The sequence below is a fragment of the Vagococcus elongatus genome, assembly GCF_003987645.1.
GTDB classification, from domain to species: Bacteria; Bacillota; Bacilli; order Lactobacillales; family Vagococcaceae; genus Vagococcus_A; species Vagococcus_A elongatus.
In genome coordinates this window covers 85904-109890 of record NZ_NGKA01000001.1, presented here as the reverse complement: position 1 = coordinate 109890, position 23987 = coordinate 85904, and the positions used below count along the sequence as shown (strand labels likewise).

Annotated in this window: 25 protein-coding genes, 1 pseudogene and 1 riboswitch; of the genes and pseudogenes, 4 read left to right on the top strand and 22 right to left on the bottom strand. The window is 38.7% G+C overall.

What is annotated here, in order from left to right; all coding sequences use genetic code 11:
- The first annotated feature begins 108 nt into the window (after nt 1–108).
- Nucleotides 109–267, top strand: coding sequence for a hypothetical protein (locus CBF29_RS13645; protein ID WP_170169939.1), 159 nt, complete (start codon nt 109–111; stop codon nt 265–267).
- Nucleotides 268–422: 155 nt separating this feature from the next.
- Complete coding sequence (locus CBF29_RS00460; RefSeq protein WP_126806131.1) at nt 423–875, top strand: tyrosine-type recombinase/integrase; 453 nt, start codon at nt 423–425, stop codon at nt 873–875.
- 297 nt (nt 876–1172) lie between these two features.
- Here CBF29_RS00460 and CBF29_RS00450 read toward each other — a convergent pair whose 3' ends face one another.
- The 7 genes from CBF29_RS00450 to CBF29_RS00420 all read right to left on the bottom strand — a co-directional run bounded on the left by CBF29_RS00450 (nt 1173) and on the right by CBF29_RS00420 (nt 8348).
- Nucleotides 1173–1448 (bottom strand): HU family DNA-binding protein, encoded by a 276-nt coding sequence (locus CBF29_RS00450; protein WP_126806127.1) that lies wholly within the window; start codon nt 1446–1448, stop codon nt 1173–1175.
- Nucleotides 1449–1635: 187 nt separating this feature from the next.
- Nucleotides 1636–2946, bottom strand: coding sequence for a ribosome biogenesis GTPase Der (gene der / locus CBF29_RS00445; RefSeq protein WP_126806125.1), 1311 nt, complete (start codon nt 2944–2946; stop codon nt 1636–1638).
- Between the two features lie 214 nt (nt 2947–3160).
- Nucleotides 3161–4363 carry a 30S ribosomal protein S1 gene (gene rpsA, locus CBF29_RS00440; protein ID WP_126806123.1) on the bottom strand — a complete coding sequence of 401 codons (1203 nt, stop codon included), beginning with the start codon at nt 4361–4363 and terminating at the stop codon, nt 3161–3163.
- A 97-nt stretch (nt 4364–4460) separates the two neighbouring features.
- A complete protein-coding gene (gene cmk / locus CBF29_RS00435) occupies nt 4461–5129 on the bottom strand; it encodes a (d)CMP kinase (protein WP_126806121.1) in 669 nt (222 codons plus the stop codon).
- Between the two features lie 59 nt (nt 5130–5188).
- Nucleotides 5189–5746: an SAG1386/EF1546 family surface-associated protein gene (locus CBF29_RS00430; RefSeq protein ID WP_126806119.1), complete on the bottom strand. Its 558-nt coding sequence runs from the start codon at nt 5744–5746 to the stop codon at nt 5189–5191.
- 93 nt (nt 5747–5839) lie between these two features.
- Nucleotides 5840–7285: a RecQ family ATP-dependent DNA helicase gene (locus CBF29_RS00425; protein WP_126806117.1), complete on the bottom strand. Its 1446-nt coding sequence runs from the start codon at nt 7283–7285 to the stop codon at nt 5840–5842.
- A complete protein-coding gene (locus tag CBF29_RS00420; protein ID WP_126806115.1) occupies nt 7278–8348 on the bottom strand; it encodes a YpbB family protein in 1071 nt (356 codons plus the stop codon). The genes CBF29_RS00425 and CBF29_RS00420 overlap by 8 nt, the downstream gene beginning before the upstream one ends.
- A gap of 27 nt (nt 8349–8375) precedes the next feature.
- Between CBF29_RS00420 and CBF29_RS00415 the strand changes: the two genes are divergently transcribed.
- Nucleotides 8376–8606, top strand: a complete 231-nt coding sequence (locus CBF29_RS00415) for a ferredoxin (RefSeq protein ID WP_126806112.1) — start codon at nt 8376–8378, stop codon at nt 8604–8606.
- A 24-nt stretch (nt 8607–8630) separates the two neighbouring features.
- Here the strand turns inward: CBF29_RS00415 and CBF29_RS00410 are convergent, their stop codons facing one another.
- The 12 genes and pseudogenes from CBF29_RS00410 to CBF29_RS00355 form a co-directional block, all read right to left on the bottom strand.
- Nucleotides 8631–9212, bottom strand: coding sequence for an ECF transporter S component (locus CBF29_RS00410; protein ID WP_126806110.1), 582 nt, complete (start codon nt 9210–9212; stop codon nt 8631–8633).
- A gap of 144 nt (nt 9213–9356) precedes the next feature.
- A riboswitch (FMN riboswitch) is annotated at nt 9357–9483 on the bottom strand.
- A gap of 90 nt (nt 9484–9573) precedes the next feature.
- The gene (locus CBF29_RS00405; RefSeq protein ID WP_126806108.1) at nt 9574–10299 is read right to left on the bottom strand and encodes a pseudouridine synthase; all 726 of its coding nucleotides are present in this window, start codon (nt 10297–10299) and stop codon (nt 9574–9576) included.
- A 154-nt stretch (nt 10300–10453) separates the two neighbouring features.
- Nucleotides 10454–11020: pseudogene (gene scpB, locus CBF29_RS00400) on the bottom strand (SMC-Scp complex subunit ScpB); the annotation flags it as partial.
- A gap of 7 nt (nt 11021–11027) precedes the next feature.
- A complete protein-coding gene (locus tag CBF29_RS00395; RefSeq protein ID WP_126806102.1) occupies nt 11028–11786 on the bottom strand; it encodes a segregation/condensation protein A in 759 nt (252 codons plus the stop codon).
- A gap of 67 nt (nt 11787–11853) precedes the next feature.
- Complete coding sequence (xerD, locus tag CBF29_RS00390; RefSeq protein ID WP_126806099.1) at nt 11854–12744, bottom strand: site-specific tyrosine recombinase XerD; 891 nt, start codon at nt 12742–12744, stop codon at nt 11854–11856.
- A gap of 127 nt (nt 12745–12871) precedes the next feature.
- Nucleotides 12872–13327, bottom strand: a complete 456-nt coding sequence (gene fur, locus CBF29_RS00385) for a ferric iron uptake transcriptional regulator (RefSeq protein WP_126806524.1) — start codon at nt 13325–13327, stop codon at nt 12872–12874.
- 102 nt (nt 13328–13429) lie between these two features.
- Nucleotides 13430–14638 carry an MFS transporter gene (locus CBF29_RS00380; protein ID WP_170169937.1) on the bottom strand — a complete coding sequence of 403 codons (1209 nt, stop codon included), beginning with the start codon at nt 14636–14638 and terminating at the stop codon, nt 13430–13432.
- A 59-nt stretch (nt 14639–14697) separates the two neighbouring features.
- A complete protein-coding gene (locus CBF29_RS00375) occupies nt 14698–15564 on the bottom strand; it encodes a CvfB family protein (protein ID WP_126806095.1) in 867 nt (288 codons plus the stop codon).
- Nucleotides 15565–15677: 113 nt separating this feature from the next.
- Nucleotides 15678–17114, bottom strand: a complete 1437-nt coding sequence (locus CBF29_RS00370; RefSeq protein WP_126806092.1) for an NCS2 family permease — start codon at nt 17112–17114, stop codon at nt 15678–15680.
- 268 nt (nt 17115–17382) lie between these two features.
- The gene (locus CBF29_RS00365; RefSeq protein WP_126806090.1) at nt 17383–19596 is read right to left on the bottom strand and encodes a heavy metal translocating P-type ATPase; all 2214 of its coding nucleotides are present in this window, start codon (nt 19594–19596) and stop codon (nt 17383–17385) included.
- 2 nt (nt 19597–19598) lie between these two features.
- Entirely contained in the window at nt 19599–19805 is a 207-nt protein-coding gene (gene copZ, locus CBF29_RS00360; RefSeq protein WP_126806088.1) for a copper chaperone CopZ, read from the bottom strand.
- Nucleotides 19802–20263, bottom strand: coding sequence for a CopY/TcrY family copper transport repressor (locus CBF29_RS00355; RefSeq protein ID WP_126806521.1), 462 nt, complete (start codon nt 20261–20263; stop codon nt 19802–19804). The genes copZ and CBF29_RS00355 overlap by 4 nt, the downstream gene beginning before the upstream one ends.
- A gap of 164 nt (nt 20264–20427) precedes the next feature.
- Here CBF29_RS00355 and CBF29_RS00350 point away from each other — a divergent pair, with 164 nt between their 5' ends.
- A complete protein-coding gene (locus CBF29_RS00350) occupies nt 20428–20703 on the top strand; it encodes a hypothetical protein (RefSeq protein ID WP_126806085.1) in 276 nt (91 codons plus the stop codon).
- 180 nt (nt 20704–20883) lie between these two features.
- Here CBF29_RS00350 and asnS read toward each other — a convergent pair whose 3' ends face one another.
- The 3 genes from asnS to CBF29_RS00335 form a co-directional block, all read right to left on the bottom strand.
- Nucleotides 20884–22182 (bottom strand): asparagine--tRNA ligase, encoded by a 1299-nt coding sequence (gene asnS, locus CBF29_RS00345; protein WP_126806083.1) that lies wholly within the window; start codon nt 22180–22182, stop codon nt 20884–20886.
- Between the two features lie 59 nt (nt 22183–22241).
- Complete coding sequence (locus CBF29_RS00340; RefSeq protein WP_126806081.1) at nt 22242–23429, bottom strand: pyridoxal phosphate-dependent aminotransferase; 1188 nt, start codon at nt 23427–23429, stop codon at nt 22242–22244.
- A 68-nt stretch (nt 23430–23497) separates the two neighbouring features.
- On the bottom strand, nt 23498–23974 hold the full coding sequence (locus CBF29_RS00335) for a cell wall elongation regulator TseB-like domain-containing protein (protein WP_126806078.1): 477 nt from the start codon (nt 23972–23974) through the stop codon (nt 23498–23500).
- Between the last annotated feature and the right edge of the window lie 13 nt (nt 23975–23987).

The window sequence follows — 23987 nt, the reverse complement described above, 5'->3', positions numbered from 1 at the left end:
ACATTTATCCATCTAGATTAATCAATCGTATTTTCTTAATATAAGTTGATTTTGTATATTTGTTATGCGAAAATAGTCGTATTGAATAGAAATCAAAGGAGCTTCCTTATGAAAACAAAGTTATTATCATCAAGTTGGTCAGCAGAGAGTTTAGAAACAAAAATGAACAATTTTTTATCTTATCTAGAAGATAATGGAAATGAAGTTATTGAAATACAATATAGTCCTACAATTTTTTCATACCAAGCGATGATTGTTTATAAATAACCCCTGAGCAGATTCACTGCTCTTTTTATTTTCCAATTATGATAGATAACCAAACTCCCTACCTATCACACGCGCATATAGGCATTTCCGTCTATATTCACCGTTTATAGATGTGAAAGACGTTGTCATCGCACAAAGCATAAACATTCAGTGACATCAATTTTATTGAGAATAAATATCTTGAAAAGGAAGAACTGTCTGCCCTCTTGTCCCGTCAAAGAAAATCTAGGGGAACTCATAGCTATGCTATTTTATTAGAATTTATGGCGTTAACCGGTTTAAGAATTGGAGAAGCCATCAGTTTAACTCATGAAAACTATTTAAAAGCTGATAGAGCTCTTTCCGACACCGGGACATTAAACTATCAGTTCGAATATAAGAAAGGCCTAAAAGGACCTGCAAAGACCTTAAAATCACATCGGGTCGTTGATCTAGATGATAGATGCGTTGAATTGTTAGATGAAATGATTACATACAACGAAGAAAAAGCTTTAAACGATAGATACTCTAATAGAGGTTTTATATTTACCTCGAGGACTGGTGTGCTAATACAAGTTAATGCTTTTAACTTCTCATTAATGAGGACAGCTAAAAAAATAGAAATATAAAAGAATCTAGTATCACACATTTTTAGACACACCCGCATTTCTATGTTGGCTGAAATGAATATCCCTCTGAGAGCAATCATGGACAGAGTTGGTATGATGACGAAAAAAACGCAACAAATTTACACTCACGTTACCAAAAAAATGAAAGTTGATATCATTAATAAATTGAATCAATTGCCCTCTTTGATTTAAGTTGCCCCTTTTCTGCCCTTTTAATTAAAACAACTTGCAATCAAAAAAAATAAAGAGTGAGAAAGCTTGTAATATCAAGCAAATCTCACTCTTGTTTTTATATCATTATTTTACAGCATCTTTTAATGCTTTACCTGGTTTGAATGCAGGTACTTTGCTTGCTGGGATGTCGATCTCCTCGCCAGTCTGTGGGTTACGACCCTTACGTGCTGCACGGTCGCGTACTTCAAAATTACCAAAACCGATAACTTGTACTTTTTCACCGTCAGATAAGAAATCTTGAACAGATGAGAATACTGCATCAACAGCTGCTGTAGCATCTTTCTTAGTTAAGTTAGTCTTTTCTACAACTTTTTCAATCAATTCTGCTTTGTTAGCCATGTGTTTGTTTCACCTCCGCAAATTATAAGATGTTGCCATCTTTTTGTTTCTAAAAACTAAAGGTCGAAAAATTGACGAATCAATATTTCATTATCAAAGATATCACAGAAACATTGTCTTATCAAGGAATTTAACCGTTTTGTTGGAAATAATTAAGAAAGATATGGATTTGATTAAAATTTTGTTTTTATTTTCTTCGTCGCGGAATAATGTGTATCGGTGTACCTTCAAAAGGGAAGGCCCGCCGGATTTGATTTTCCAAAAAACGTTTATAAGAAAAGTGCATCAGCTCTTCTTCATTGACGAATATCACAAAAGTCGGCGGTTTTACTCCTACTTGCGTGGCATAAAATATTTTTAAGCGTGTGCCTTTATCTGTGGGTGTAGGATTGATGGCTACCGCATCCATAATAACATCATTTAGAACAGATGAAGAGACCCTTAAATTCTGATTCATGCTGATAGATTCAATCATCTCAGGCAACTGGGACAATCTTTGTTTAGTCACCGCAGAAACGAAAATCATCGGCGCGTAATCTAAATATTTAAACTCTTCACGGACCTTAGTTTCAAATTCTTTCATCGTATTCGTATCTTTTTCAATCAGATCCCATTTATTAACCACAATGAGTATCCCTTTTCCCGCTTCATGGGCAAAGCCAGCAATACGCTTGTCGTACTCTCTGATGCCCTCCTCAGCGTTTAAAACCATCAAGACGATGTCTGAGCGGTCAATCGCACGCATAGCACGCATCACACTGTATTTCTCAGTGCTTTCATATACTTTTCCGCGCTTTCTCATGCCAGCTGTGTCGATCATGACAAATGGCTGACCACTTTCTGATGTGAATGCCGTATCCACTGCATCCCTAGTTGTTCCTGCTATGTCAGAAACAATGACCCGTTCTTCTCCTAAAATAGCATTGATCAAGGAAGATTTCCCCACATTGGGGCGACCGATCAAACTAAAACGGATAATCCCATCGTCAACATCTTCCGCCTCATCTTTAAAATGCTTCACTGCTTCATCGAGCAAGTCACCTAGACCTAAGCCATGACTTCCCGACACTGGATAAGGCTCTCCTAAGCCTAAAGAGTAAAAATCATAAATGTCTGCCCGCATTTCAGGGTTATCCACTTTGTTCACGGCTAATAAGATTGGTTTTTCAGTTCTGTGAAGGAGGCGTGCAATCAATTCATCAGCATCGGTCACACCTTCTCTGCCGCTTGCTACTAAAATAATGACATCTGCCTCATCCATGGCTATTTCAGCTTGATATCTGATTTGTTCCATGAAAGGTTCGTCACTGAGCTCTATTCCGCCTGTATCAATGATATTAAATTCTCTGCCTAGCCATTCGCCCACAGCGTAGATTCGATCCCTAGTAACCCCAGGAGTGTCCTCCACAATCGAAATTCTTTCCCCTGCAATACGATTAAACAATGTAGACTTTCCCACATTAGGTCTGCCTACGATTGCGATTGTTGGATTCGCCATTCATTTAACTCCTTTCTCCTGTGATAATAACCTTAAACATACATAAAATAGTCCAAGCTTGATTTAACCTAAAGCCTGACTATCTTAGAAAACTATCACTATTCATATTGTATACTGCACCATTGTAGTTTACCTAAATGAGCGGCTTCATGCAAGAAAATTCTTTCTTCCACACAAAAGCACCGCATGAACCATGCGGTGCTTAACTGAATGATTATTCCTTATCTTCGGTAATATCAGTTAATTGTTCTCCTACAATGTCCCCTAGGGTGAATCCTGACTCATCCTCTTTTTCGAATGTTTCATAAGATTCTTCCACAGGTTCTTCTTTTTCTTCCAAAGCTTTGATACTTAAAGCGATACGATGTTCTTCAGGTTTGATTTCCAAAACTTTGACTGTTATTTCTTCACCTTCTGTCAACACCTCATGAGGGGTCGCAATATGTTTGTGAGAAATTTGCGAAATGTGTACCAAACCTTCCACACCTGGGAAAACTTCAACGAAAGCGCCAAAACTTGTCAAACGTTTGACGATACCGTTAACCACTGACCCTACGGCAAGTTTATCTTCTATGCCGATCCAAGGTCCTGGCAAAGTAGCTTTGATTGAAAGAGAAATTCTTTCATTTTCTGCATCAATGGAAAGAACTTTTACTTCCACTTCTTGACCGGCATTTAAGACATCAGAAGGTTTTTCAACGTGAGTGTGTCCAATTTCTGACACGTGGACTAATCCGTCGATACCTCCCAAATCAATAAATGCACCAAAATCAGTCAATCGTGCCACAGTTCCTTTAATAACAGAACCTTCCTCAATCTCATCTAGCAATTCTTTTCTTTGTTCAGCCTTTTCAGCTTCAACGATGGCTTTGTGAGAAAGAATCAGGCGGTTTTCCGATGGCTCGATTTCAACAATTTTAAAGGTCATTGTCTTGCCTTTGTAATCAGAAAAGTCTGATACATAATGATCCTCAACCATGGATGCCGGTACAAATCCACGGACGCCAGTGTCTACAACCAAGCCGCCTTTTACAACATCTGTAACTGGTGCTTCAATCGTATTCCCTGCTTTGAAATCTTCTTCGATTTCTTCCCACACTTTTTTGGCATCCAAGCGGCGTTTAGACAACAAATAATTTCCGTTTTCTTTGTCTTTTCCGATTGTAGTAATTACAACCAAATCTAAAATGTCGCCGACCTTCACAAGCTCGTTGATGTCTTCAACAGGAAAAGTTGACAATTCTTTTAAAGGAACTACCCCTTCTTCTCCAGTACCGATGATTCCGACAAGCGCTTGCTTATCTTCAAGCTGCAGTACCTCTCCTTTGATGACGTCGCCAATCTTCACCTCTTGAACACTTTCGAGAGCATCCAACATTGAAGTATTCTCCGTTTGTTCTTTTTCAAATTCTGACATGACTAATGGCCTCCTAACCAACAAAAAATTTCTATTTACATTGTATCTTATAAATCGTGGGATATCTAGTAATACCCTAGTTTTTTTGAAAAACGCTTTAAATTTCTATGATTTTTTCGATTTCTGACACAACTTCTTCAATAGTCATACCAGTTGTATCGATTTTTACAGCATCTGCCGCCTGAACTAACGGCGAATTTTTCCGATGGGAATCTTTATAGTCCCTTTCAGCAATTTCACGTTTTAAAGTCTCAAAATCTACTGTCATCCCTTTGGAGATATTCTCTTCATATCTTCTTCTGGCACGTTCTTCCACGCTGGCCACTAAAAATATTTTCAGTTCCGCCTTTGGCATGACAGCCGTCCCGATATCCCGTCCATCCATCACAACACCGCCGTCAGCCCCCATCGCTTGCTGTCGGGCAACCATTTCTTCTCTGATTTTTTTATGAGCTGAGACCTCGGACACATTATTTGTTACCACATCTGCTCTAATTTCTTCAGTGACATCCTCTCCATTCATCCAAACTCGCTGCTGAGATAAATCTTCAGAAGTAAAGCTGATCGTCATTTTTTTCAGCAACGAAAGAATTTTATTTTCATCTCCTGGATCAAGTTGTGCCTTTAATACTGCGTATGTCAGAACACGGTACATGGCACCTGTGTCCACATAAATATAATTCAATTTTTGTGCCAGCAATTTAGCTACCGTACTTTTCCCCGCAGAAGCAGGGCCGTCGATGGCTATACTTATTTTTCTCCTCATTAAAATCCCCTTATCTTCTCGCCTTTCGGTTAAAAAAAAGCCGTTTTCACGGCTAAATTTTATTGTACTTTTAACTGTTGACCTATGGAAACTTCATCCCCGCTCAGTCCATTCATCTGCTTTAATTGCTCTACTGTCAAACCGTTATTCAAGGCAATTCGATATAAATTTTCCCCAGCTTGAACAACGTGTACTCCTCCTGCTGGGGTTTCCGGTGACTGATTAGCAGGTGGTTCCTGAACCGGAGGCTGATTTTCTTCCGGCGCTGGTGTTGGCGTTGGTTGCGCTGGCGCTTCTTCCGGCTTTGGAGCTGTTTCTGTTGTTTCAGTTTTTTGGGTAGATTCAACAGTCTTTTTAGTACTGCTGACAGAAGACTTGATTTCGATTTTATCTTCTTTCTTGGCAGCCGGCTTTCTATTATCTGTTGCCTTGACAAAGATAAAGATCACCAATAATGCGATAGCCAGCAACATCACAACTAATAGAGTAATAAAGCCTGCGTTCCCCTTAGACTCTTTGCCCTTATTTCTCTTTTGTGTTCTGGAAGCATTTGAATCATATTCCGTTTCATATATCGGTTGTTCCCATGGTTTTTTTTCGTTGTCATTTTTATCCACAATAATTCCTCCTTGTAGATTAATTATCTAATCTAGCAAATGGTTTTCATAACTCCTATCCATCTTACAATATTTCGGTACAAATATCCAATCCTAAAATAAATTTTTTAAGATTTCTTTTGATTTCTCTAGTTTTGAATACTTTTTATTTGAATCTGGCGACATCAGACCGATAGGAAAATCTGATATTTCCCGATGACAATTATCACAACAAATTTCTTGCTGAACCGTCGAAGTTTCAGAAAAATAAGACAAGATTTTCTCACGTCTGCATCCATCCGTATCTAAATAATCTTCCATGCGGGCAAGTTTCTCAGCCTTTTCTTCTACACGTTTTTTGATTTTTTCTTGAAGATTTTCAATAGAGTGATTCTCTGACTTAGAAAAGTCATACCACTTTTTCTGTAATTCAGAAAAATGATCTAAAACAATACTATCATTATTTTGAGTGAGGGGCACTAGATGAGTAAAGTCATTGATTTCTTTTAGCAATTCTTTTTGGAAATATTGGTGTACTTTCTGATCTTGTGCCATATATAAAACAACGGAAAGCGTCTGTAAGCCATCACGACCTCCCCTGCCAGATTCTTGGATAAACGCTTCAAGACTATCAGGAAGCTGATAATGAATCACATAGCGAATATTCGGTTTGTCAATCCCCATCCCAAACGCACTGGTTGCAATCAAAACATCTAATTCATCGGCTAAAAACTGCTGCTGAATAGCTGAACGCTCCATGCTAGTCAAACCCCCATGGTAATAAGCTGTTTTGAGTGTGGTGTTTCCCGAGAGATAGAGGCTGACCTCTTCGGTGTCTCGGCGGGTGTTGCAATAAATCAACCCGGGGCCAGAATATTTGGAGCAAAAAGACTGCAGCCATGATAATTTTTCTTCTACTGTTGACAGCTTTTCAACATGATAAAAAATATTTACCCGATTGACGGTTTTTTGGACTAAGTCGATTTCCTGCCCTAAAAAAAGTTTTTGACGAATATCTTCTTTCACAACTTCTGTGGCTGTAGCAGTCAGTGCCAAAACTTTTTTCACACCCAGATGCTGGATAATGGAGGCCAGTCTTTCATAGTCAGGACGAAAATCGATCCCCCAAGTAGAGACACAGTGGGCTTCATCTACGACAAAAAGTCCTACGTCTAACTGTCTGATTCGCTGAAGTATTTCTTCCTGAAATAAAGATTCAGGCGTGATAAAAATAAATTTGTACGCCGCAATATGTGCTAAAACCCACTGCTTTTCTTGGTAAGTTAACTGACTGCCAAAAGCGACTGCTTGTTTTTCCCCTGTTCGCTGTAACTGCCGGACTTGATCTTCAATCAGTGAAAGAAGTGGAGACACAACGATGGTGACTCCAGAAAGCAAATAACTAGGTAATTGATAACAAAGGGATTTTCCGGTGCCAGTAGGCAATATTGACAACACATTGTTTCTAGTTAAAATTTTCGTGATCGTTTCTTCTTGTCCTTTTTTAAAAGAAGAAAAACCGAAACGCTGTTTTAACACCTGTTGGATTTCTTCATTCACAAGAGGTCATCCTCCCTTTCACTCGCCAGATTTGATACAATCTCATCTCAAAAAATGACACCTCAGGATACAATTCTTGGATGACAGAAATTTTCCAATCTCTCACATCAGGAGATGACTTTTCGATTTTGAAAAACATTTCTTTTATTTCAGGAGTCAGTACATCAAAAAAAGGAAATTTTTCATCAATGATGGCAAACTCGATCAAATGATCTAAAACCGTACTTTCCTTCAACCGCCTATGTGCAATCAATTGATCAATTTTTTTGACTTTTAAATACAATTGATAAGTTTGATAAGCACTTTGATTATAGTTAGGCTGCCTAACCAGCTGATATAAGCTATTCATGAGAGGATATGTCTCTGGTGAACCCGCCACAATCGTCATGACCCAATGAATACAATGGCGCTGAAATAAGGTTAATTCAAATTCATTCAGTCCCAATAAACTTCCAAGCTGGTGGTAAGTTTTGCCGATGACATCTGCGCCAGTCAGCTGATTGGTTAAAAAATCACCTTCTAACTCCGGCAACGTTTCGATTAATTGGTGCCATTCCGCTGAAAAAGCCTGAATAAAATCTTCCTTGGATTGTCTTTCAAGCTGGTGAGCCAGCCATTTTTTAAGCTGAAAATGTTTGTACGGACTATTTTCTACTGGCGGATAAGATGAATTTCCTGCCTTTAATTCTGCTGTCACTTGAGTAGAAAATAACAGCAAATCAAAAAAAGACTGCCATGATTTACCATAAACAAAGTGATTCAGCTTATCGTAATTTATCATATCGCCATCGGCTAAATATTTTCTTCCCTCTTGGGTTATCTCTGCTTTTTCATCTTTAACAGTTAAAAAGTTTTTCTTTGTTAGTTGATGCACCGATTGCTGGTACACTTGTCTGTCTAGTTTAGGCAATAAGCCAAAGTAAGGCAGTTGACCGTAAAAGTGCCCGTAACATAAAATAGATGAGGTTCTCTTACCAATTAAAAGCTGATACAGAGTACCGATTCTTGCCTTGTAACCGTGAGTGAAGAGAGTTAAAATAAATGTATCAATACTCATTGTCATTGAAATACCTCTTTTAAGGTGATGTAATTGTTAACTAGAATTATACCAGAAAATTGTATTGCCTGTGGTCTCTGTCAGATCAAAGCACCTGATATTTTCGATTATGATGCTGAAGGTATCGTAATCTTTAAAAACGATCCGGAAGTTTTGAGTCAAATGATTCCCAGTGATCTGGAAGAGCAGTGCATGACTGCTTATAAAAAATGTCCCACAAGAGCAATCATTATCGAAAAAGAAAAGGCGACACCCACTAACTAATATGGGTACCGCCTTTTTTGGTTTTTATTGTAAATGATGACTTAAATTTTGTTTTTTCTCCAGCCAAGGCAACAAGTTCTTGCGAACAAGTATAAAGGCCGTGCTGACAATGACCGCTTTGATTAAATTAAACGGCAAGACACCGAACATAATGTAAGAAGCCAGCGTCCCGGGTAATTGGAACCCCATAAATTTAGCATACACAGGCAAGATGAAACTGTAGTTTGAGAACATCATCACCCCAGTCATCAAGAATGTTCCTAGAATCAATCCTCCTGCAAGGTGTTTAGTAGATGCTTTTTTATTTGATAAGAAATAAACTGGCAGCACGAAAGAAATTCCGGCTAAAAAGCTCGCCAAATCCCCTACCATATTAGGAATACTTACTCCTGTAGTTAAAAAATGCAAGGTCGAACGAACGGCTGCAATCCCTATAGCGGCGAAAGGTCCAAAAATGTAAGCCCCAATCAATATGGGAATCTCACTAAAATCGACTTTCATAAATGCATAAGCAGGTATCACAGGAAACGATAAAAACATCAAGACATAGGCAACTGCACCCAGCATGGCAATACCTACCATGCGTTGAATCTTACTTTTTCTCATACAACTAATCCTCCTAAAAGGATTCATCTCCACCGAACTTTAACATCTGATAGCTTATCAAGTATAAATTTCAATAAAAAAAGCCATTTTCTATCCACAGGCAGAAAATAGCGAGAAATCTTACTTGATACTTCATCAAATAAGCCCAATCCTCTTTATACCAGACTATACTGTCGGTTTTGGAATTACACCAAATCAGCTATTTCAAAAAGAAATAGTTCGTGGACTATCACCACCGGTCGGGAATCACACCCTGCCCCTGAAGACGAACCTTAATATTTAATTACTCTCATACTATAACAAATTTTTTTACCATAGACAAGCCTTCTGTTTCATGCCATCTACTAAATACTACATAATACTACATGGTGGATTGATTCAGCATATCTCTGACTTCGTTTGCAGACAAACTCCGGTACTGACCGGGAGACAAACCAGACAAATCTAATGTTCCTAGACGCTCTCTTTTTAATTTCATCACCGGGAAACCGATGGCATCAAACATTTTTTTCACTTGATGATTACGTCCTTCGTGGATGGTCAGTTCCACAATCGCCGTTTCTGCTTTTTTATCTCTTGATAAACCCCACGCCTTAGCAGGAGCTGTTCTGCGTCCGTCAATTTTGATTCCTTTTTCAAGCTTCATCAAGTCCTTTTGACTAGGCAGACCTTTAACTTTAGCTACATAAACTTTAGGCACTTCATTTTTTGGATGAGTGATTTTATTCATAAACTCTCCATCGTTAGTCAGCAATAATAACCCTGAGGTGTCATAATCTAGACGACCCACAGGAAAAATCCGTTCTTTGACGCCAGGCAGCAAGTCTATGACGACTTTGCGTCCCTTATCATCACTCACTGCCGAAATAACTCCTCTTGGCTTATAAAGCAAGAAATAAACATTTTTCTCTTTGGTTAGGGGAATCCCGTTAACTTCAATAAGATCTTTTTTGGTAACCTTGACCCCCATCTCGGTAATAATCTTTCCATTTACTTTTACCGCACCTTGAGATATCAATTCTTCTGATTTTCTACGTGAGGCAACCCCGCTTTGAGCTAAAACTTTTTGCAGACGTACTTCTTCCATTTATTTACTCACCTATTCCTTCTTCTATGTCATCTTTTATCTGAGCAGGTCCTTCTTTATCCAAATCAGAGGCTTCTTCAATAGATGAATCATCAAATTTGCTCACGATTTCCTCAAAACTCTCTGCATCATGAATTCCTTGACCTTCAAGTTCTTTTTTAAACTTGTCAAAAAATAAATCACTTGGAAGCTCATGTATCAACTCAGCTTCCATTTCTTTTACTGACGGCAAATCATTGATAGTTTCCAAGCCAAAATAATTCATAAAATAAGTGCTTGTTCCGTATAAAATAGCCCGTCCGGGAGCATTCACACGTCCTTTTTCTTCAATCAGCTGACGTGCTAATAATTTTTGTACAGAGCCAGTGGACTGAACCCCGCGGATCTCATCGATTTCCATACGAGTCACCGGCTGCTTATAGGCAATAATCGAAAGTGTCTCTAAAGCTGCCTGAGATAAGTGATTCGACATCGGGGACTGGGCATATTTTTTTAATAAATCAGCACATTCTTTTTTAGTCGATAAGATAAACTGGTTGCCTACTTCCAAAATATGCAAAGCACAATCTCTATCTTTCTGATATTTATGTTCTAAAAAACGGATAGCCTCGAAAACTTCTGCCGTTTCTTTTTTTAGCAAAAAAGACAACTCGTCTAAAGAAATCCCTTCCTCCCCTACAACAAATAGGAGAGATTCAATTTTTCCGTATAAACTCTTCATTCAGTCTTTACTCCAGTTCTTCCGAATAAGTATATAAATAAATAGGTGCCAGATGATTTTCTTGCTGAGCTGTCACTCTGCGTGCTTTTATCAATTCCAGCAACGCCATAAACGTGGTCACGATTTCGCCCCTTGAATAAGTCACAAATAATGTGTCAAACGAGAGTCCTTTATTCTCAGGCAAATCTTCCATAGCCTGCTCAATGAATTTAATTTGCTCCTCGATGGAAAGCGTGTCAGTAGTAATCGTCGTTTCTTTGGGCCCACGAAGTTTGCTGCGTTCCAAAACATCATGAAAAGCCAAAAATAAATCGATGGTACTGACTTGATCAGGTTTTAATGGTTCCATCTCATCCTTGTAATTGCTTAAATCCAGCGGCTCTTTCGTATAATAAAGACTCCGTTCTGCTTCTTTATCCTTGAGCACATCAGCAGCATACTTAAATTTACGGTATTCCAGCAGTTGAGCGACCAAAGCATCCCGCGGGTCCTCCCCTTCTGAATCCTCTCCGTCTTCTAACACATCCAATTCTTGTTTTGGCAGCAGTAATTTGCTTTTGATGGACATCAGTGTGGCTGCCATGACGATATATTCCCCTGCCACTTCTAATTGCAAATCTTTCATAGATTGAATATAGTTCATGTACTGTACCGTAATCTCGGCGATTGGAATATCGTAAATGTCGATTTCCAACGTTTTGATTAAATGGAGGAGTAAATCCAAGGGACCTTCAAACACCTCTAATTTTACTTTTAAAGTTTCCACTGAATCACCCTTTCCATGTTTAAGCCTTAAGTATTATAACATATCAAGACAATAAAATTAAACTTCTCTATGCACGGGGAAAATATTGTTTATAGACCTCCGCCATTCGCTTCTTAGTAATGTGTGTGTATATTTGAGTGGTCGAAATATCTGCATGACCAAGGAGTTCTTGGACTACCCGCAAATCGGCACCATTTTCCAGCAAGTGGGTCGCAAAACTATGCCGTAGAGTATGAGGCGTTACCTTTTTGGTGATTTGAGCCTGCAAAACATAGGCTTTTAAATTTTTCCAAATACCTTGTCGGGTAAAGCCATTCCCCCGATGATTTAAAAACAAATAAGGTACAGGTTTATCCTTGTTCGTCAGCTGAGGACGGGAGCTAGCCAAGTATTGTTCAATCCAATAGATGGCATGATCGCCTAGAGGAATGATTCTTTCTTTATTCCCTTTACCGATTGTTTGAACTAATCCGAGAGATAAATGTAAATCGTCCATCTTCAAAGAAATCAGTTCTGTGACTCGTAAACCAGTAGCATACATCACTTCAAAGATAGCTCTATCCCGCAAACCAAGCGGTGTTCCAGTGTCAGGTGCTTCAATCAAGGTTTCAACTTCCTCTAATGAGAGAGTCTTTGGCAATTTTTGAGACTTTTTAGGTGTTTCAACATATTGCATGGGGTCGGAATCAGTGATTCTTTCAATCCTCAAATACTGATGGAATTTCCGCAGAGTCGACACCATTCGAATACTGGTAGAAGACGATTTTCCTTCATCGGAAAGTTTCTTTAAAAACCCCATCACATGATAACGGTCTATCGTCTGCCAATCTTCTACATCCAAACTTTTTAAATAATCGTGATATTGAATCAAATCACGCTGATAACTTTCGATCGTATTTGCCGAAAGTCCCCGCTCGATTTTTAAAAAATGAATGTAGTCTTGAATAACATCCATCATTTGACCTTGCCTTCCTTCAATTTTTTTAACATCTTCATTGTATTTCCAATACATATATTATGTCAACTAAATAAATAAAAAAACTACTAAGCAATCATTCAGTATTCTCTCGCTTAATAGTTTTTATCTATTTTGATTTATTTTCGCGACATGCTCCGCAAACACCGTGGAAAGTTAAACGGTGATCCGTCACTTCAAAGTTGAAATTTTTTTCAACCACTTTTTCTACCTCAACCAGCAAATCTTCTTCGATTTCTTCAATACTGCCGCACTCGAGACACAGCAAATGGTGATGAAAATGTTTGGCGCCTTCCTTACGCAAGTCGTAACGTGCCACGCCATCATTAAAGCTGATTTTATCGACAATCTTCAGCTCAGTCAGCATTTCAAGCGTCCGATAAACAGTCGCCAAACCTATTTCTGAACTTTTCTGCTTAACCAACATGTATATCTCTTCAGCAGAAAGATGGTCTTTCTCATTTTCAAGCAAGACTAAAACTGTTGCTTCACGCTGCGGTGTCAGCTTATAACCGCCATCATGCAACTGTTTACGAATGCTTCGCAACATCGTTTCCTGACTCATAATCAACGCCCCTTTATTTATAATCATTATAATCTGTCTTTGTATATAAAAAAATTAATTTAGATTAATTATAAAGTATCCAGGAATAATTATCAACTATTCTCAATTAGAAGGAGTATTTTGTTTCGGCTCTTTTTTTACTGTATAGAAAAGGACTAGCATCCCGACGAAACTTAACAGTACGCCAAACAACAACATTGCTGAAACCCCTAGATTCTGAACAAGCTGTCCTCCCACTAGACTTCCAACCACATTACCTAGCGTTACTGCCGCCATCACAAAGGTTTGCCCTTTTACTTGATCTTCTTCCGCCATTATTTCATTGACATAATGTGCATAGGCGGGTGTAATCAAAGCAAAAGAAAAACTTTGCAGTAATTGTGCAGGCAGAAACATCAAAAATGTACCGGCAAAGTAATAAATCAAACTACGAATAAAAAAGAAAACACCGGAAATTTTTAATGTGTTTTGCACTGTAAAGCGGGCTTCGATACGCTGAAAACTTAACATGATTGGGATTTCGCAAAATGCTGCCAGTGCAATAGCATAACCGACTTGCGTGTTCTTTCCTCCCACATTGTCAATCATCTGAGGTAAAAAAACATTCACAACTGTATGAAATATAAAAATGCAGCACAGTCCTACCAGCAGTCCTAACATTGTCGGATACTTTCGAAACACTTCTCCTAAACTCGTTTCTTTCGCTCTCTTTCCCTCGTCTTCTTGACGATTCTTTTTAAGGGAATTAACTTTCGGCAACGTTAATAAGAGAATGAACAGCACCACCATTGTAGTCGTTGAAAGGACGGGAACGGAAAGACTAGAATGGGCGTCTAACCATTTCCCTAAAAAGAAAGAGGTCAGTGCATACGTCAGAGAACCTATCCCTCTTGAAAATGAAAACGTGGTGTTGAGTCCACTGTTGATATATTGATAAACAAGTGTTGTAATAAGCGGCTGAACGTTAAAAAGAAATACAAGTGAAACACAATACAGCAAGGCAACTATAACGGTGTAGCTTTGAACCAATAAGATTAAAGCATTTAACACGGTCGTGGCCCCGGCATAGCCAAGTAAGACTTTTTTTACGGTCAGATTGACAAATCGATCCAAAATAAATCCAGTGGCAAACTGGGCAAACACAGATATCAAACTGGCAGAAGCAATGATGATTCCTATGGTAGAACTACTAAGACCCTTAGTCAGCAAAAAGACAGTAGCAAACCCGCTAATTGAGCAAAAAGCTACCCAATAAATACCTTGAAGAAGGTTTAGCTGCTGTTTTAATCTATCGGTGTAACCTTTAGTCAATTGCAAAATCCTTTCTCAAGGGGTGATTTTATTAACAGTCTTTCCTTTTAGGAACTCTGTTACTTTTCTTCGTCGTGTAATAAAATCGTATAACCGCCTTCTTGTTTAACTTTCTTTGCTTTCATCAAACTGCCCAAAGCACGTTTAAACTGTCCTTTACTTATGGCAAACATTTCTTTAATTTCTTCCGGTGTTGATTTGTCTGAAAAAGGAATCTTCCCTTCTTTTGACTGATGAAGAAAAGTCAAAATCATCTGGGCGTCATCGCTGATTACCTCATGAGCCCGTGGCTTCAATGAAATATTCAACATGCCGTCAGGTCTAACCCCAATCACTCGTCCGTTAACGATTTCTCCTAATCTTGGCTCAATGTAACGTTCTGAAGGATGGATAAATGCCAAATGAAAATCATCTGTCAACACAAAACTTCCAACTACTTTTAACCGGTAAACTTTGCCGGAAATATTTTTATTCTTCATTTCCTCTGTTGCAGGTCGGCTCATGGCTTCAATACGCTCTTCTTCAGCCAAAGTTGCCCACAAACGATTTTTTTCGTCAGTTCTTAGCGTTACATATAGGACATCGCCTTTTTTTGGCCACAGTTGACGCATTTCGGATAACTCATCCAAAGACAGAGCCATTTCCTTATCTGGAAGGCCGATATCTACAAAGACACCGAGATCTCTCCTGCTAGCCACTACTTCTGCGAAACCGTAAGTGCCTTTCACTATTTTAGGCAGATTAGTCGTGACTGCCAATTCATTTTTCTGATTCGAATATCCAAAGACTTCCACCATGTCACCAAGTGTATGGCTATCTTCATTTTTATCTAGACGGAAAGTGACACCATTTTTTTGAACAAAATAAGCAGTGTCGTTCTCATCCGTGATAAGACCAGTCCAGATTGTTCCTAATAATTCATTCATTAAACGTCAACTCGCTTCTGTAAAAGTATGCTTATTATAACACAGTGAGTAACTAAGGACACTAAAATATAAAAAACACAGGGAGCAGCTCCCTGTGTCCAACATATTGTCTGTTAAATAATACTCATGATAATAAAGTTGATGATAAACAACCCGGTAACGATCCATAAAATCGGACTGACATCTCTTGCTCTGCCTTTGCTGACTTTTATAATCACATAAAAGATGAAGCCGGCAGCAATACCATAAGAGATGCTAAAACATAATCCCATAAAAATGGAAGCGAAAAATGCTGGAACAGCTTCTTCAAGTATGACCCAATTAATTTCTTTAAAGGAGCCTAACATCATCACTCCTACGATAATTAGGGCTGGAGCAGTCGCCTGTGCCGGCACAATGGCAATCAATGGAGCGAACAAGCTGCTTAATGCGAACAAGGCTGCAACCACAACAGAAGTTAGACCCGTACGTCCGCCAGCGCCGATACCTGCAGCACTTTCAACAAAAGTCGTCGTATTTGACGTTCCGAAAATAGCACCGATAGAAGTCGCAATAGCATCAGCAAATAGAGCTTTATCCATTTTTGAACTGAAGCCTTTGCTGTTTTCCAGCGCTTCTTCATCTTCCTTACTGAAAATACCAGTTCTTCTTCCAGTACCAATAAATGTGCCAATTGTATCAAAAGTATCTGATAAACTGAAAGCCAAAATAGTCATCAACACTTGCGGGATTTTTGCAGCATCTGAAAATAAACTTGGTAATCCTTCTGACCCAAAAGCTGCGCCGAAAGTAACGCCTAATTCTTTAACAGAATTGCTAAATGAATTTTGCTGAAAATCTATCGCAGATAAATCCACGACTCCCATCAAGATACCAATCACAGTTATTCCTATGATAGAAATTAAGATAGCTCCTTTTAAATCTAGAACAACGAGCACCACTGTAAGGATCAAACCGATAACAGCTAAAATCATCTCTGGATTGTTAAACATTGCCAAACCAGGAACCACACCGCCATTAATCGTAACGTTGGTGGTAACACCATTTTCGACTGTTGAAGCAGTAATTGAGGATGTATCACCAGAAAAAACTAACAAGTTAGCACTTTTAAGCCCAGCGTAAGCAACAAAAACCCCAATTCCTCCGCCGATAGCGTGTTGCATACTTTCTGGAATTGCTTTGATAATCATTTTTCTGATTTTTGTAACTGTAATTAAAATATTAATAATACCACATAGAAAAACCATCCCTAACGCTTGCTGCCATGAATAGCCTAAACCGAAAACAACTGTAAACGTAAAAAAGGCGTTCAGACCCATTCCCGGTGCTTGAGCATAAGGAACGTTAGCAAACAATCCCATCACCAATGTCCCGATAACAGAAGAAATAATTGTTGCTAAAAATACTGCTTGAAATGGCATTCCTGAAGCAGACAAGATGGTAGGATTTACAAATAAAATATAACTCATTGCAAAAAATGTTGTTAATCCTGCCATTATTTCTGTAGACACGTTCGTACCATTTTTCTTTAATTCAAAAAACTTTTCCATTCTTTCTCCCCTTCAGTACTTAATATTACGAATCAATCACAATTAATTGTTCGTTTCATTCAACCACAAATTCTATTATAGTAATATAATTTAAATAACACAACACAATTATTAACTTTTGTTGATATTAAACTCTTAATGTTCGTGTTTTAGTGATTTCCGGAGTTTGGAAACGGTTCGTTCAAAATATTAGGATTAAATAACCCAAAAAACACGTCAAAATTATTTTGACGTGTTTTTTAAAGATTTATTTGCTTTACAATATTTATTAACTTATTTTTTTGCGATTCAAACTTAGAGAATTGAGCAGCACACTAACAGAACTAAAGGCCATTGCCCCGCCTGCTACCATAGGATTCAAAAAGCCTAGTGCAGCAAATGGAATACCGATTGTATTATAGAAAAATGCCCAAAACAAATTCTGTTTAATTTTTTTCATTGTCGTTTTCGATAGTAAAATCGTACTGTTCACCTTTTGCAAGTCTCCATTCATGATGGTGACATCTGCTGTCTCCATTGCAATATCAGTGCCAGTCCCCATCGCCAATCCAACGTCAGCGGTTGCCAAAGCCGGCGCATCGTTGATACCGTCTCCCACCATGCCAACGAACTTGCCATTTTTTTTCAAGCTTTCTACGTAATTTGCCTTGTCCGCAGGCAGTACCTTGGCAAAAATATGTTCGGAAGTCAACCCAATTTGTTGCCCGATATACTCTGCTGCCAATTGGTTGTCTCCAGTCATCATATAAACTTCAACACCTTGACTTTCAAGTTCCTTGATAGCCGTTAAAGAGGTTGCCTTGATTTGGTCAGCCAACCCTATGATTCCCATAAGCTGCCGGGCATCAGAAACATAAATAACTGTTTTTCCTTGACTTTCAATGGTTGAAACTTCCTCATCAGCCATCTCAGTATCTATATTCTGCTCGGTCATCAAACTTTTGGTGCCAATATAGTAGCTTTGTTGGTTTATATCCCCCTTGATGCCGGCTCCTACCAAAGCTTCAAAATTACTTGCTTCACTTGCAATACTTAAATTCTTTTCTTTAGCTTCTGCAACAATGGCTTTGGCTAAAGGATGTTCAGAATTTTTTTCTAATATTGCCGCTAAAGTCAGCATTTCCTCAATCCCTACATCTGATTGATAAATTTTCATATCAGTAACACTTGGCTTGCCTTCAGTTATTGTTCCAGTTTTATCTAAGACTAACGCATCGATTTTCGATGCTCGTTCCAAAGCTTCACCGTTTTTAATCAATATTCCATTTTTTGCACCTAAACCTGTTCCTACCATGATAGCTGTAGGCGTCGCTAGCCCCAGCGCACAAGGACAAGCGATAACCAAAACCGAAACGCTATGTATCAAGGATTGTTCCCAATTTTTAGTCACTAGTGCTGTCACAACTAAAGTGATTACGGCGATAATCAAAACAGCCGGTACGAAAACAGAAGAAATTTTATCGGCAATGGCCTGAATCGGTGCTTTTGTTCCTTGAGCTTCCTCCACCATTCGGATGATTCTGGAAAGGGTCGTTTCTGATCCTATTTGAGTTGCTTCGAATAGAAAACTTCCACTGGAATTCAAAGTTCCGCCAAAGACATCATCATTTATCTTTTTCTCTACGGGCAAGCTCTCACCTGTCAACATACTTTCATCAACTGTTGAAAAACCTTCCACTACACGGCCATCTACTGGAATTTGAGTGCCCGGTAGAACGCGGATAGTATCCCCAACCAATACTTCTTCGATACTGACAGTCTGTTCTTTACCATCTCGAATAATAATCGCTTCTTTTGCCTGAAGTGCCATCAATTGTTTGATGGCATTGCTTGTTTTATTTTTAGCATTTTGTTCCAAGTACTTTCCTAATAAAATCAAAGTGATAATGACAGCACTGGATTCAAAATATAAGTGAGTCGGATCTCCACCTAAAAAGCCATTGTATATACTTAGTAAATAAGCGGCACTAGTACCTACAGCAACTAAAACGTCCATGTTTGGTGCTTTCGTACTGATGGCATGATAGGCACCCTTATAAAATCGCCAGCCAATCAAAAACTGTACAGGCGTTGCCAATAAAAATTGAACGATAGGCCGATGTAAAAACATTGTTAACGCACTATGATTGCCTGCCATCATAAACACCATCGCAATCAGCATTGGGGCACTTAGAACCGCTGATACGATGAGATCACGCTTCATTTTATGGTGTTCTTTCCGTTTATGTTCGGCAATTTTAGCTTTATGGGCATCGTCATATAAAATGGCTCCATAACCGATTTTTTCAATACTTTCGATTAAATTTTCAACCGATAAGCCTGAATCATGCTGAATAGTCGCTCTTTCCGTGGCAAGATTTACGTTAGCATTCACAACTCCTGCCTGTTCATTCAATTCTTTTTCTACACGGGCCGAACAATTGGCACATGTCATGCCTGTAATGGAAAGTGTGTCTACTTTTGTTGTTTGTTCTGGACTCATGTTTACACCTCGACTTCGTATCCGGTTTCTTTCACCTTATTTTTTATTGTCTCTAAATCAACAGTCGATTCATCAAATTTTACCGTTGCCTGATTTTTTTTCAAATTGACCTTAACTTTCTGAATCCCTTCCAATGTATTGATCCCCTCTTCAACCCTTGCTGCACAATGTTTGCAAGTCATTCTATTTACTGTAAAAGTTTCTTTCATTTTTCAACGCCCTCTTTTCTTTTATTATTATATTTATGACAGGTACATTGTCCCGGCACGCAATTACATTTTATTTCCAATGGTGCTGTTTGTTTTTTCTTTGCAAGCGTCTCTTCAAGTTTTTCTATATCTCCAACACTCAACTCAGACATCTCAATCATTTGTTCTACAGTATAGACTACCCTTCTGGAACAAATTTGTGACAAGAGCATCTCCATCGTGTGATTAATGGCTTCCTGTTCTTCGATTGTGGCTCTATAAATAAATCTTTTTCCGTCTTTTTGTGTTCTCAGCATATTTTTCTTCACAAGACGTCCAATCAAAGTCTTGATCGTAGGTGCTTTCCATGACATTTTTTCAGATAAGACATCAACGATTTCTGAGCTGGTCGTTGAATCTTGAGCCCAGACCACTCGCATCACTTCCCATTCAGCGTCACTAATAGCAATGTCATGCATCAATAATTCTCCTCCTTTCTTAATCGTTTACTTCTGTAATCTCAATACACTTAGTTTACAACTGTAATTGTTAAAAGTCAACAATTCATTCTTAAGACTGATGTCTCATTTGTTTTTTTCAATTATAATGATTCATATGATGAAAATGTTGGGAGGTTGTAGGTATGAGTTTGACAAAACAAGATATGATTGAAACTGATGACTTTTGGATTCTCTCTTTGGGGGCACTGTCTTTACTTCTTTTTATTTGCAACTGGGATTTTGATTCTTCTATTATCAATACTTCTCAGATAATGCTGACAGGCCTAAGTTTTATGAACTATCTTTCCAATTTGCAATCAACAAAAAAAATGATTAGTTCCATCTCAATGATTTTGGCCTTGGCTCCATGGGTCTTTCTGCTTCTTTTGAGCTTGATTAATTTGGCAGTAACCATTTAAAAGACAGTGATTTTTCGCTGACCATCCGCCAAAAGCTTTTTCTAAGAAAATAGACTCCGGTCTTAGCTCAGTAAAAATATAATAGTACTTTAATGAATCAAACAAATTCAATACTAAAAAGACATGAAACCAAGCATTTGCTTTCATGTCTTTTTCGATTTATTTAATTTAAAACTAATGTTAAGGGTAAATTCTATGTAATAAACGAGGGAATGGACTTGCTTCACGGACATGTTCGATTCCGGCAATCCAAGTTACCGTCCGCTCTAAGCCTAAACCGAAACCAGAGTGAGGCACAGGACCATATTTATTCAAATCCAAATACCAAGCATAGTCTGCATAATCTAGATTATCTTTTTCCAGCTGCTCCATAATATAGTCGTACCCTATCGCACGCTCACTGCCGCCGATGATTTCGCCATAGCCTTCCGGAGCAATTAAGTCAGCACGAATGACCACATCATCCCGGTCTGGGTGAGGTTTCATATAAAACGGACTCATGGATTTCGGATAATTCAAAATAAACACAGGCTTGTTAAAATGATTAGCGATGAATGTTTCATGAGGCGAGCCAAAGTCATCCCCCCACTTAATGTCTTCAAAACCATTTTCATTCAGTAAAGTCACGGCATCATCGTAAGTGATCCGAGGATAAGGCAGCTCAGTGTAGCCTTTCAATATTTCTTTATCACGCCCCAAAACATCCAAGGCATAATCACAATTTTCTAAAACTTTTTCAATCATAAAGGCTACATACTGTTCCTGTATTTCCAGACTTTCTTCATGTTCGACAAAGGCCATTTCCGGCTCCATCATCCAAAACTCTGTTAAATGTCGGCGGGTTTTAGATTTTTCCGCACGGAAAGTCGGGCCAAATGAAAAGACTTTTCCAAAAGCCATCGCTGCTGCTTCTAGATAAAGTTGTCCCGTTTGAGACAAATAAGCTTCCTGACCAAAATAATCCGTATGGAATAATTCTGTCGTCCCTTCCGGTGCACTGCTTGTCAAAATCGGCGGATCAATTTTAATAAACCCGCGCTCATTGAAAAATTCATATGTGGCACGAATCAGCTCATTACGGATTTGCATGATCGCATGCTGCTTGCTTGAACGCAGCCATAAATGACGATGATCCATCAAAAAGTCTGTGCCATGTTCTTTTGGTGTGATGGGATAATCATGACTTTCACCGATGACTTCGATGTTTGCCACACCTATCTCATAGCCGAATTTTGAACGTGTATCTTCCCGTATTTCTCCAATAATTTTCACAGATGTTTCCTGATTCAATGATTTAGCTAGTTCAAAGACTTCTTCTGGTACTTCGGACTTGACCACCACTCCTTGAAAATAAGCTGAACCGTCACGCAACTGTAAAAAAGCAATCTTTCCGCTAGAACGCTTATTGGCAATCCAAGCATCAATTTCAACTTTTTCACCCACATGATCTTTTGAATCAATAATTCGAATTCTTTCCATCGTTTCCATTCTCCTCACTTCCAACCATTTACTTCTATATTCATTTAATTTTAAGCACTTTATTGTCTTTTTTTATCAATAAAGTTTTTTATTCTTTCAACGCCCCGCTCGATTGTTTCGATATCGGCAGCATAACTCAAGCGAATGTGATCCGATGTACCAAAGCCTTCACCGGTCACCACCGCCACATGAGCTTCGGTCAATAAATCATTGACAAAATCTGTGACATTTTCATAGCCACACATTGTCAAAGTTTCTCTGACATTGGGATACAAATAAAAAGCACTTGGAGGCTTTTCCAATGAGACTCCCGGCAATGCCGCTACTTGAGGGTACACTCGGTTTAAGCGTTCTTCAAAAGTCCGTCTCATCTCTTCCACAGAGTCTTGCGGACCTGCCAATGCTTCGACCGCTGCATACTGACTGACAGCCGCACAATTACTGATGGACTGCGAATTCAAGTCCGCAATAGCCTTGATGACCTCTTTATTTCCTAAGATATAACCAATGCGCCAACCAGTCATGCTGTAGGCTTTGGACACACCATTGACTACAAAACACTGACGGCGTATTTCATCTGATAATTCTATAAAAGAAACAAAACGATTGCCGTTATAAACCAGCTTGCCATAGATTTCATCAGCAATGATGTGAACATCGTGCTGTACCGCCCATTCCCCGATGGCTTCTAGTTCCTCTTGTGTGTACAATGCACCTGTCGGATTAGATGGAGAGTTAATCACCAATAATTTTGTTTTATCTGTCCGTACCTGTTCTAAGTCAGCCACGGTAGTTTTAAAGCCGTTGCTCTCTTTTGCTTCTAAAAATACAGGAACCCCTTCAGCTAATTTGATTTGTTCACTATAGCTGACCCAATATGGCGAAGGCACGATGACCTCATCCCCTGCATCTAACAATACTTGAAACAACGTATATAGGGCAAACTTGGCCCCTTCGCTGACAACCACTTCGTTCATTTGATACTCAAAGCCAAAATCTTCTTTTGTCCGTTGAATAATCGCTTTTTTTAATTCAGGAATTCCCGCAGAAGCAACATAAAAACTTGCTTTTCCATTTTCGATGGACTGAATCGCTGCTTGTTGGATATTTTTCGGTGTCACAAAGTCAGGTTGTCCTAAGCTCAAGTTTAATACGTCCACCCCTTGTGCTTTTAATTCGTTGGCTTTCGCAGCAGAAGATAGTGTGACTGAAGGTTCTAATCTTTGTGCTCTTTTAGATAGGTTCATTTTAACACTCTCCTTTACCTTAACGGTCTGATATTTTAAATGTCACCTTCTTTAGAGGGCTAACATTGCTAGACTTTTTCTAAGATAGACTTGACACTTCCTGTGGCAAAATCAATCAGATAATAATTTAATGAGTCATTGTCGTTTTCTGTCACAACTTCCCATACAGGCACGTCCTGATACTTGCCCAAAGTTATTTTTAACACATTGATCGGTCCATAGTCAGCTTGAACTGTTGCTAATGCCTGATCTCGGGTGATTCCGTCCTTTTGATTGAGGATGGTGATTTTATCACCAGTTTGAGAAATAATGGCAATCACGTCTTTGTCTTTGTCCGTTGTGCCGACAAGGGTAAAATAAGTTTCTTCCCGATTGAACCAATAAAAATCAGAAACGTGGTCAAACGTGACATAGTCTTCTGCAAATGCCAATGCTTGTTTTTCAGCTTGTTTCATCGGCCGGACTGAACGAATGTAGAAGACAGTGGTAAACAAAAGACATAAACCTAAGACAATGCTGACACCTATCCCAAGTTTTTTAGGCATATTTCCCCCTCTT

Excerpts from the sequence above, each read along its gene's own strand:
- CBF29_RS13645 (WP_170169939.1), top strand. The coding sequence starts at position 109 with ATGAAAACAAAGTTATTATCATCAAGTTGGTCAGCAGAGAGTTTAGAA.
- CBF29_RS00450 (WP_126806127.1), bottom strand. The coding sequence starts at position 1,448 with ATGGCTAACAAAGCAGAATTGATTGAAAAAGTTGTAGAAAAGACTAAC.
- der (WP_126806125.1), bottom strand. The coding sequence starts at position 2,946 with ATGGCGAATCCAACAATCGCAATCGTAGGCAGACCTAATGTGGGAAAG.
- rpsA (WP_126806123.1), bottom strand. The coding sequence starts at position 4,363 with ATGTCAGAATTTGAAAAAGAACAAACGGAGAATACTTCAATGTTGGAT.
- cmk (WP_126806121.1), bottom strand. The coding sequence starts at position 5,129 with ATGAGGAGAAAAATAAGTATAGCCATCGACGGCCCTGCTTCTGCGGGG.
- CBF29_RS00420 (WP_126806115.1), bottom strand. The coding sequence starts at position 8,348 with ATGACAATGAGTATTGATACATTTATTTTAACTCTCTTCACTCACGGT.
- CBF29_RS00410 (WP_126806110.1), bottom strand. The coding sequence starts at position 9,212 with ATGAGAAAAAGTAAGATTCAACGCATGGTAGGTATTGCCATGCTGGGT.
- CBF29_RS00405 (WP_126806108.1), bottom strand. The coding sequence starts at position 10,299 with ATGGAAGAAGTACGTCTGCAAAAAGTTTTAGCTCAAAGCGGGGTTGCC.
- xerD (WP_126806099.1), bottom strand. The coding sequence starts at position 12,744 with ATGATGGATGTTATTCAAGACTACATTCATTTTTTAAAAATCGAGCGG.
- fur (WP_126806524.1), bottom strand. The coding sequence starts at position 13,327 with ATGAGTCAGGAAACGATGTTGCGAAGCATTCGTAAACAGTTGCATGAT.
- CBF29_RS00375 (WP_126806095.1), bottom strand. The coding sequence starts at position 15,564 with ATGAATGAATTATTAGGAACAATCTGGACTGGTCTTATCACGGATGAG.
- CBF29_RS00370 (WP_126806092.1), bottom strand. The coding sequence starts at position 17,114 with ATGGAAAAGTTTTTTGAATTAAAGAAAAATGGTACGAACGTGTCTACA.
- CBF29_RS00365 (WP_126806090.1), bottom strand. The coding sequence starts at position 19,596 with ATGAGTCCAGAACAAACAACAAAAGTAGACACACTTTCCATTACAGGC.
- copZ (WP_126806088.1), bottom strand. The coding sequence starts at position 19,805 with ATGAAAGAAACTTTTACAGTAAATAGAATGACTTGCAAACATTGTGCA.
- CBF29_RS00355 (WP_126806521.1), bottom strand. The coding sequence starts at position 20,263 with ATGCATGACATTGCTATTAGTGACGCTGAATGGGAAGTGATGCGAGTG.
- CBF29_RS00350 (WP_126806085.1), top strand. The coding sequence starts at position 20,428 with ATGAGTTTGACAAAACAAGATATGATTGAAACTGATGACTTTTGGATT.
- asnS (WP_126806083.1), bottom strand. The coding sequence starts at position 22,182 with ATGGAAAGAATTCGAATTATTGATTCAAAAGATCATGTGGGTGAAAAA.
- CBF29_RS00340 (WP_126806081.1), bottom strand. The coding sequence starts at position 23,429 with ATGAACCTATCTAAAAGAGCACAAAGATTAGAACCTTCAGTCACACTA.
- CBF29_RS00335 (WP_126806078.1), bottom strand. The coding sequence starts at position 23,974 with ATGCCTAAAAAACTTGGGATAGGTGTCAGCATTGTCTTAGGTTTATGT.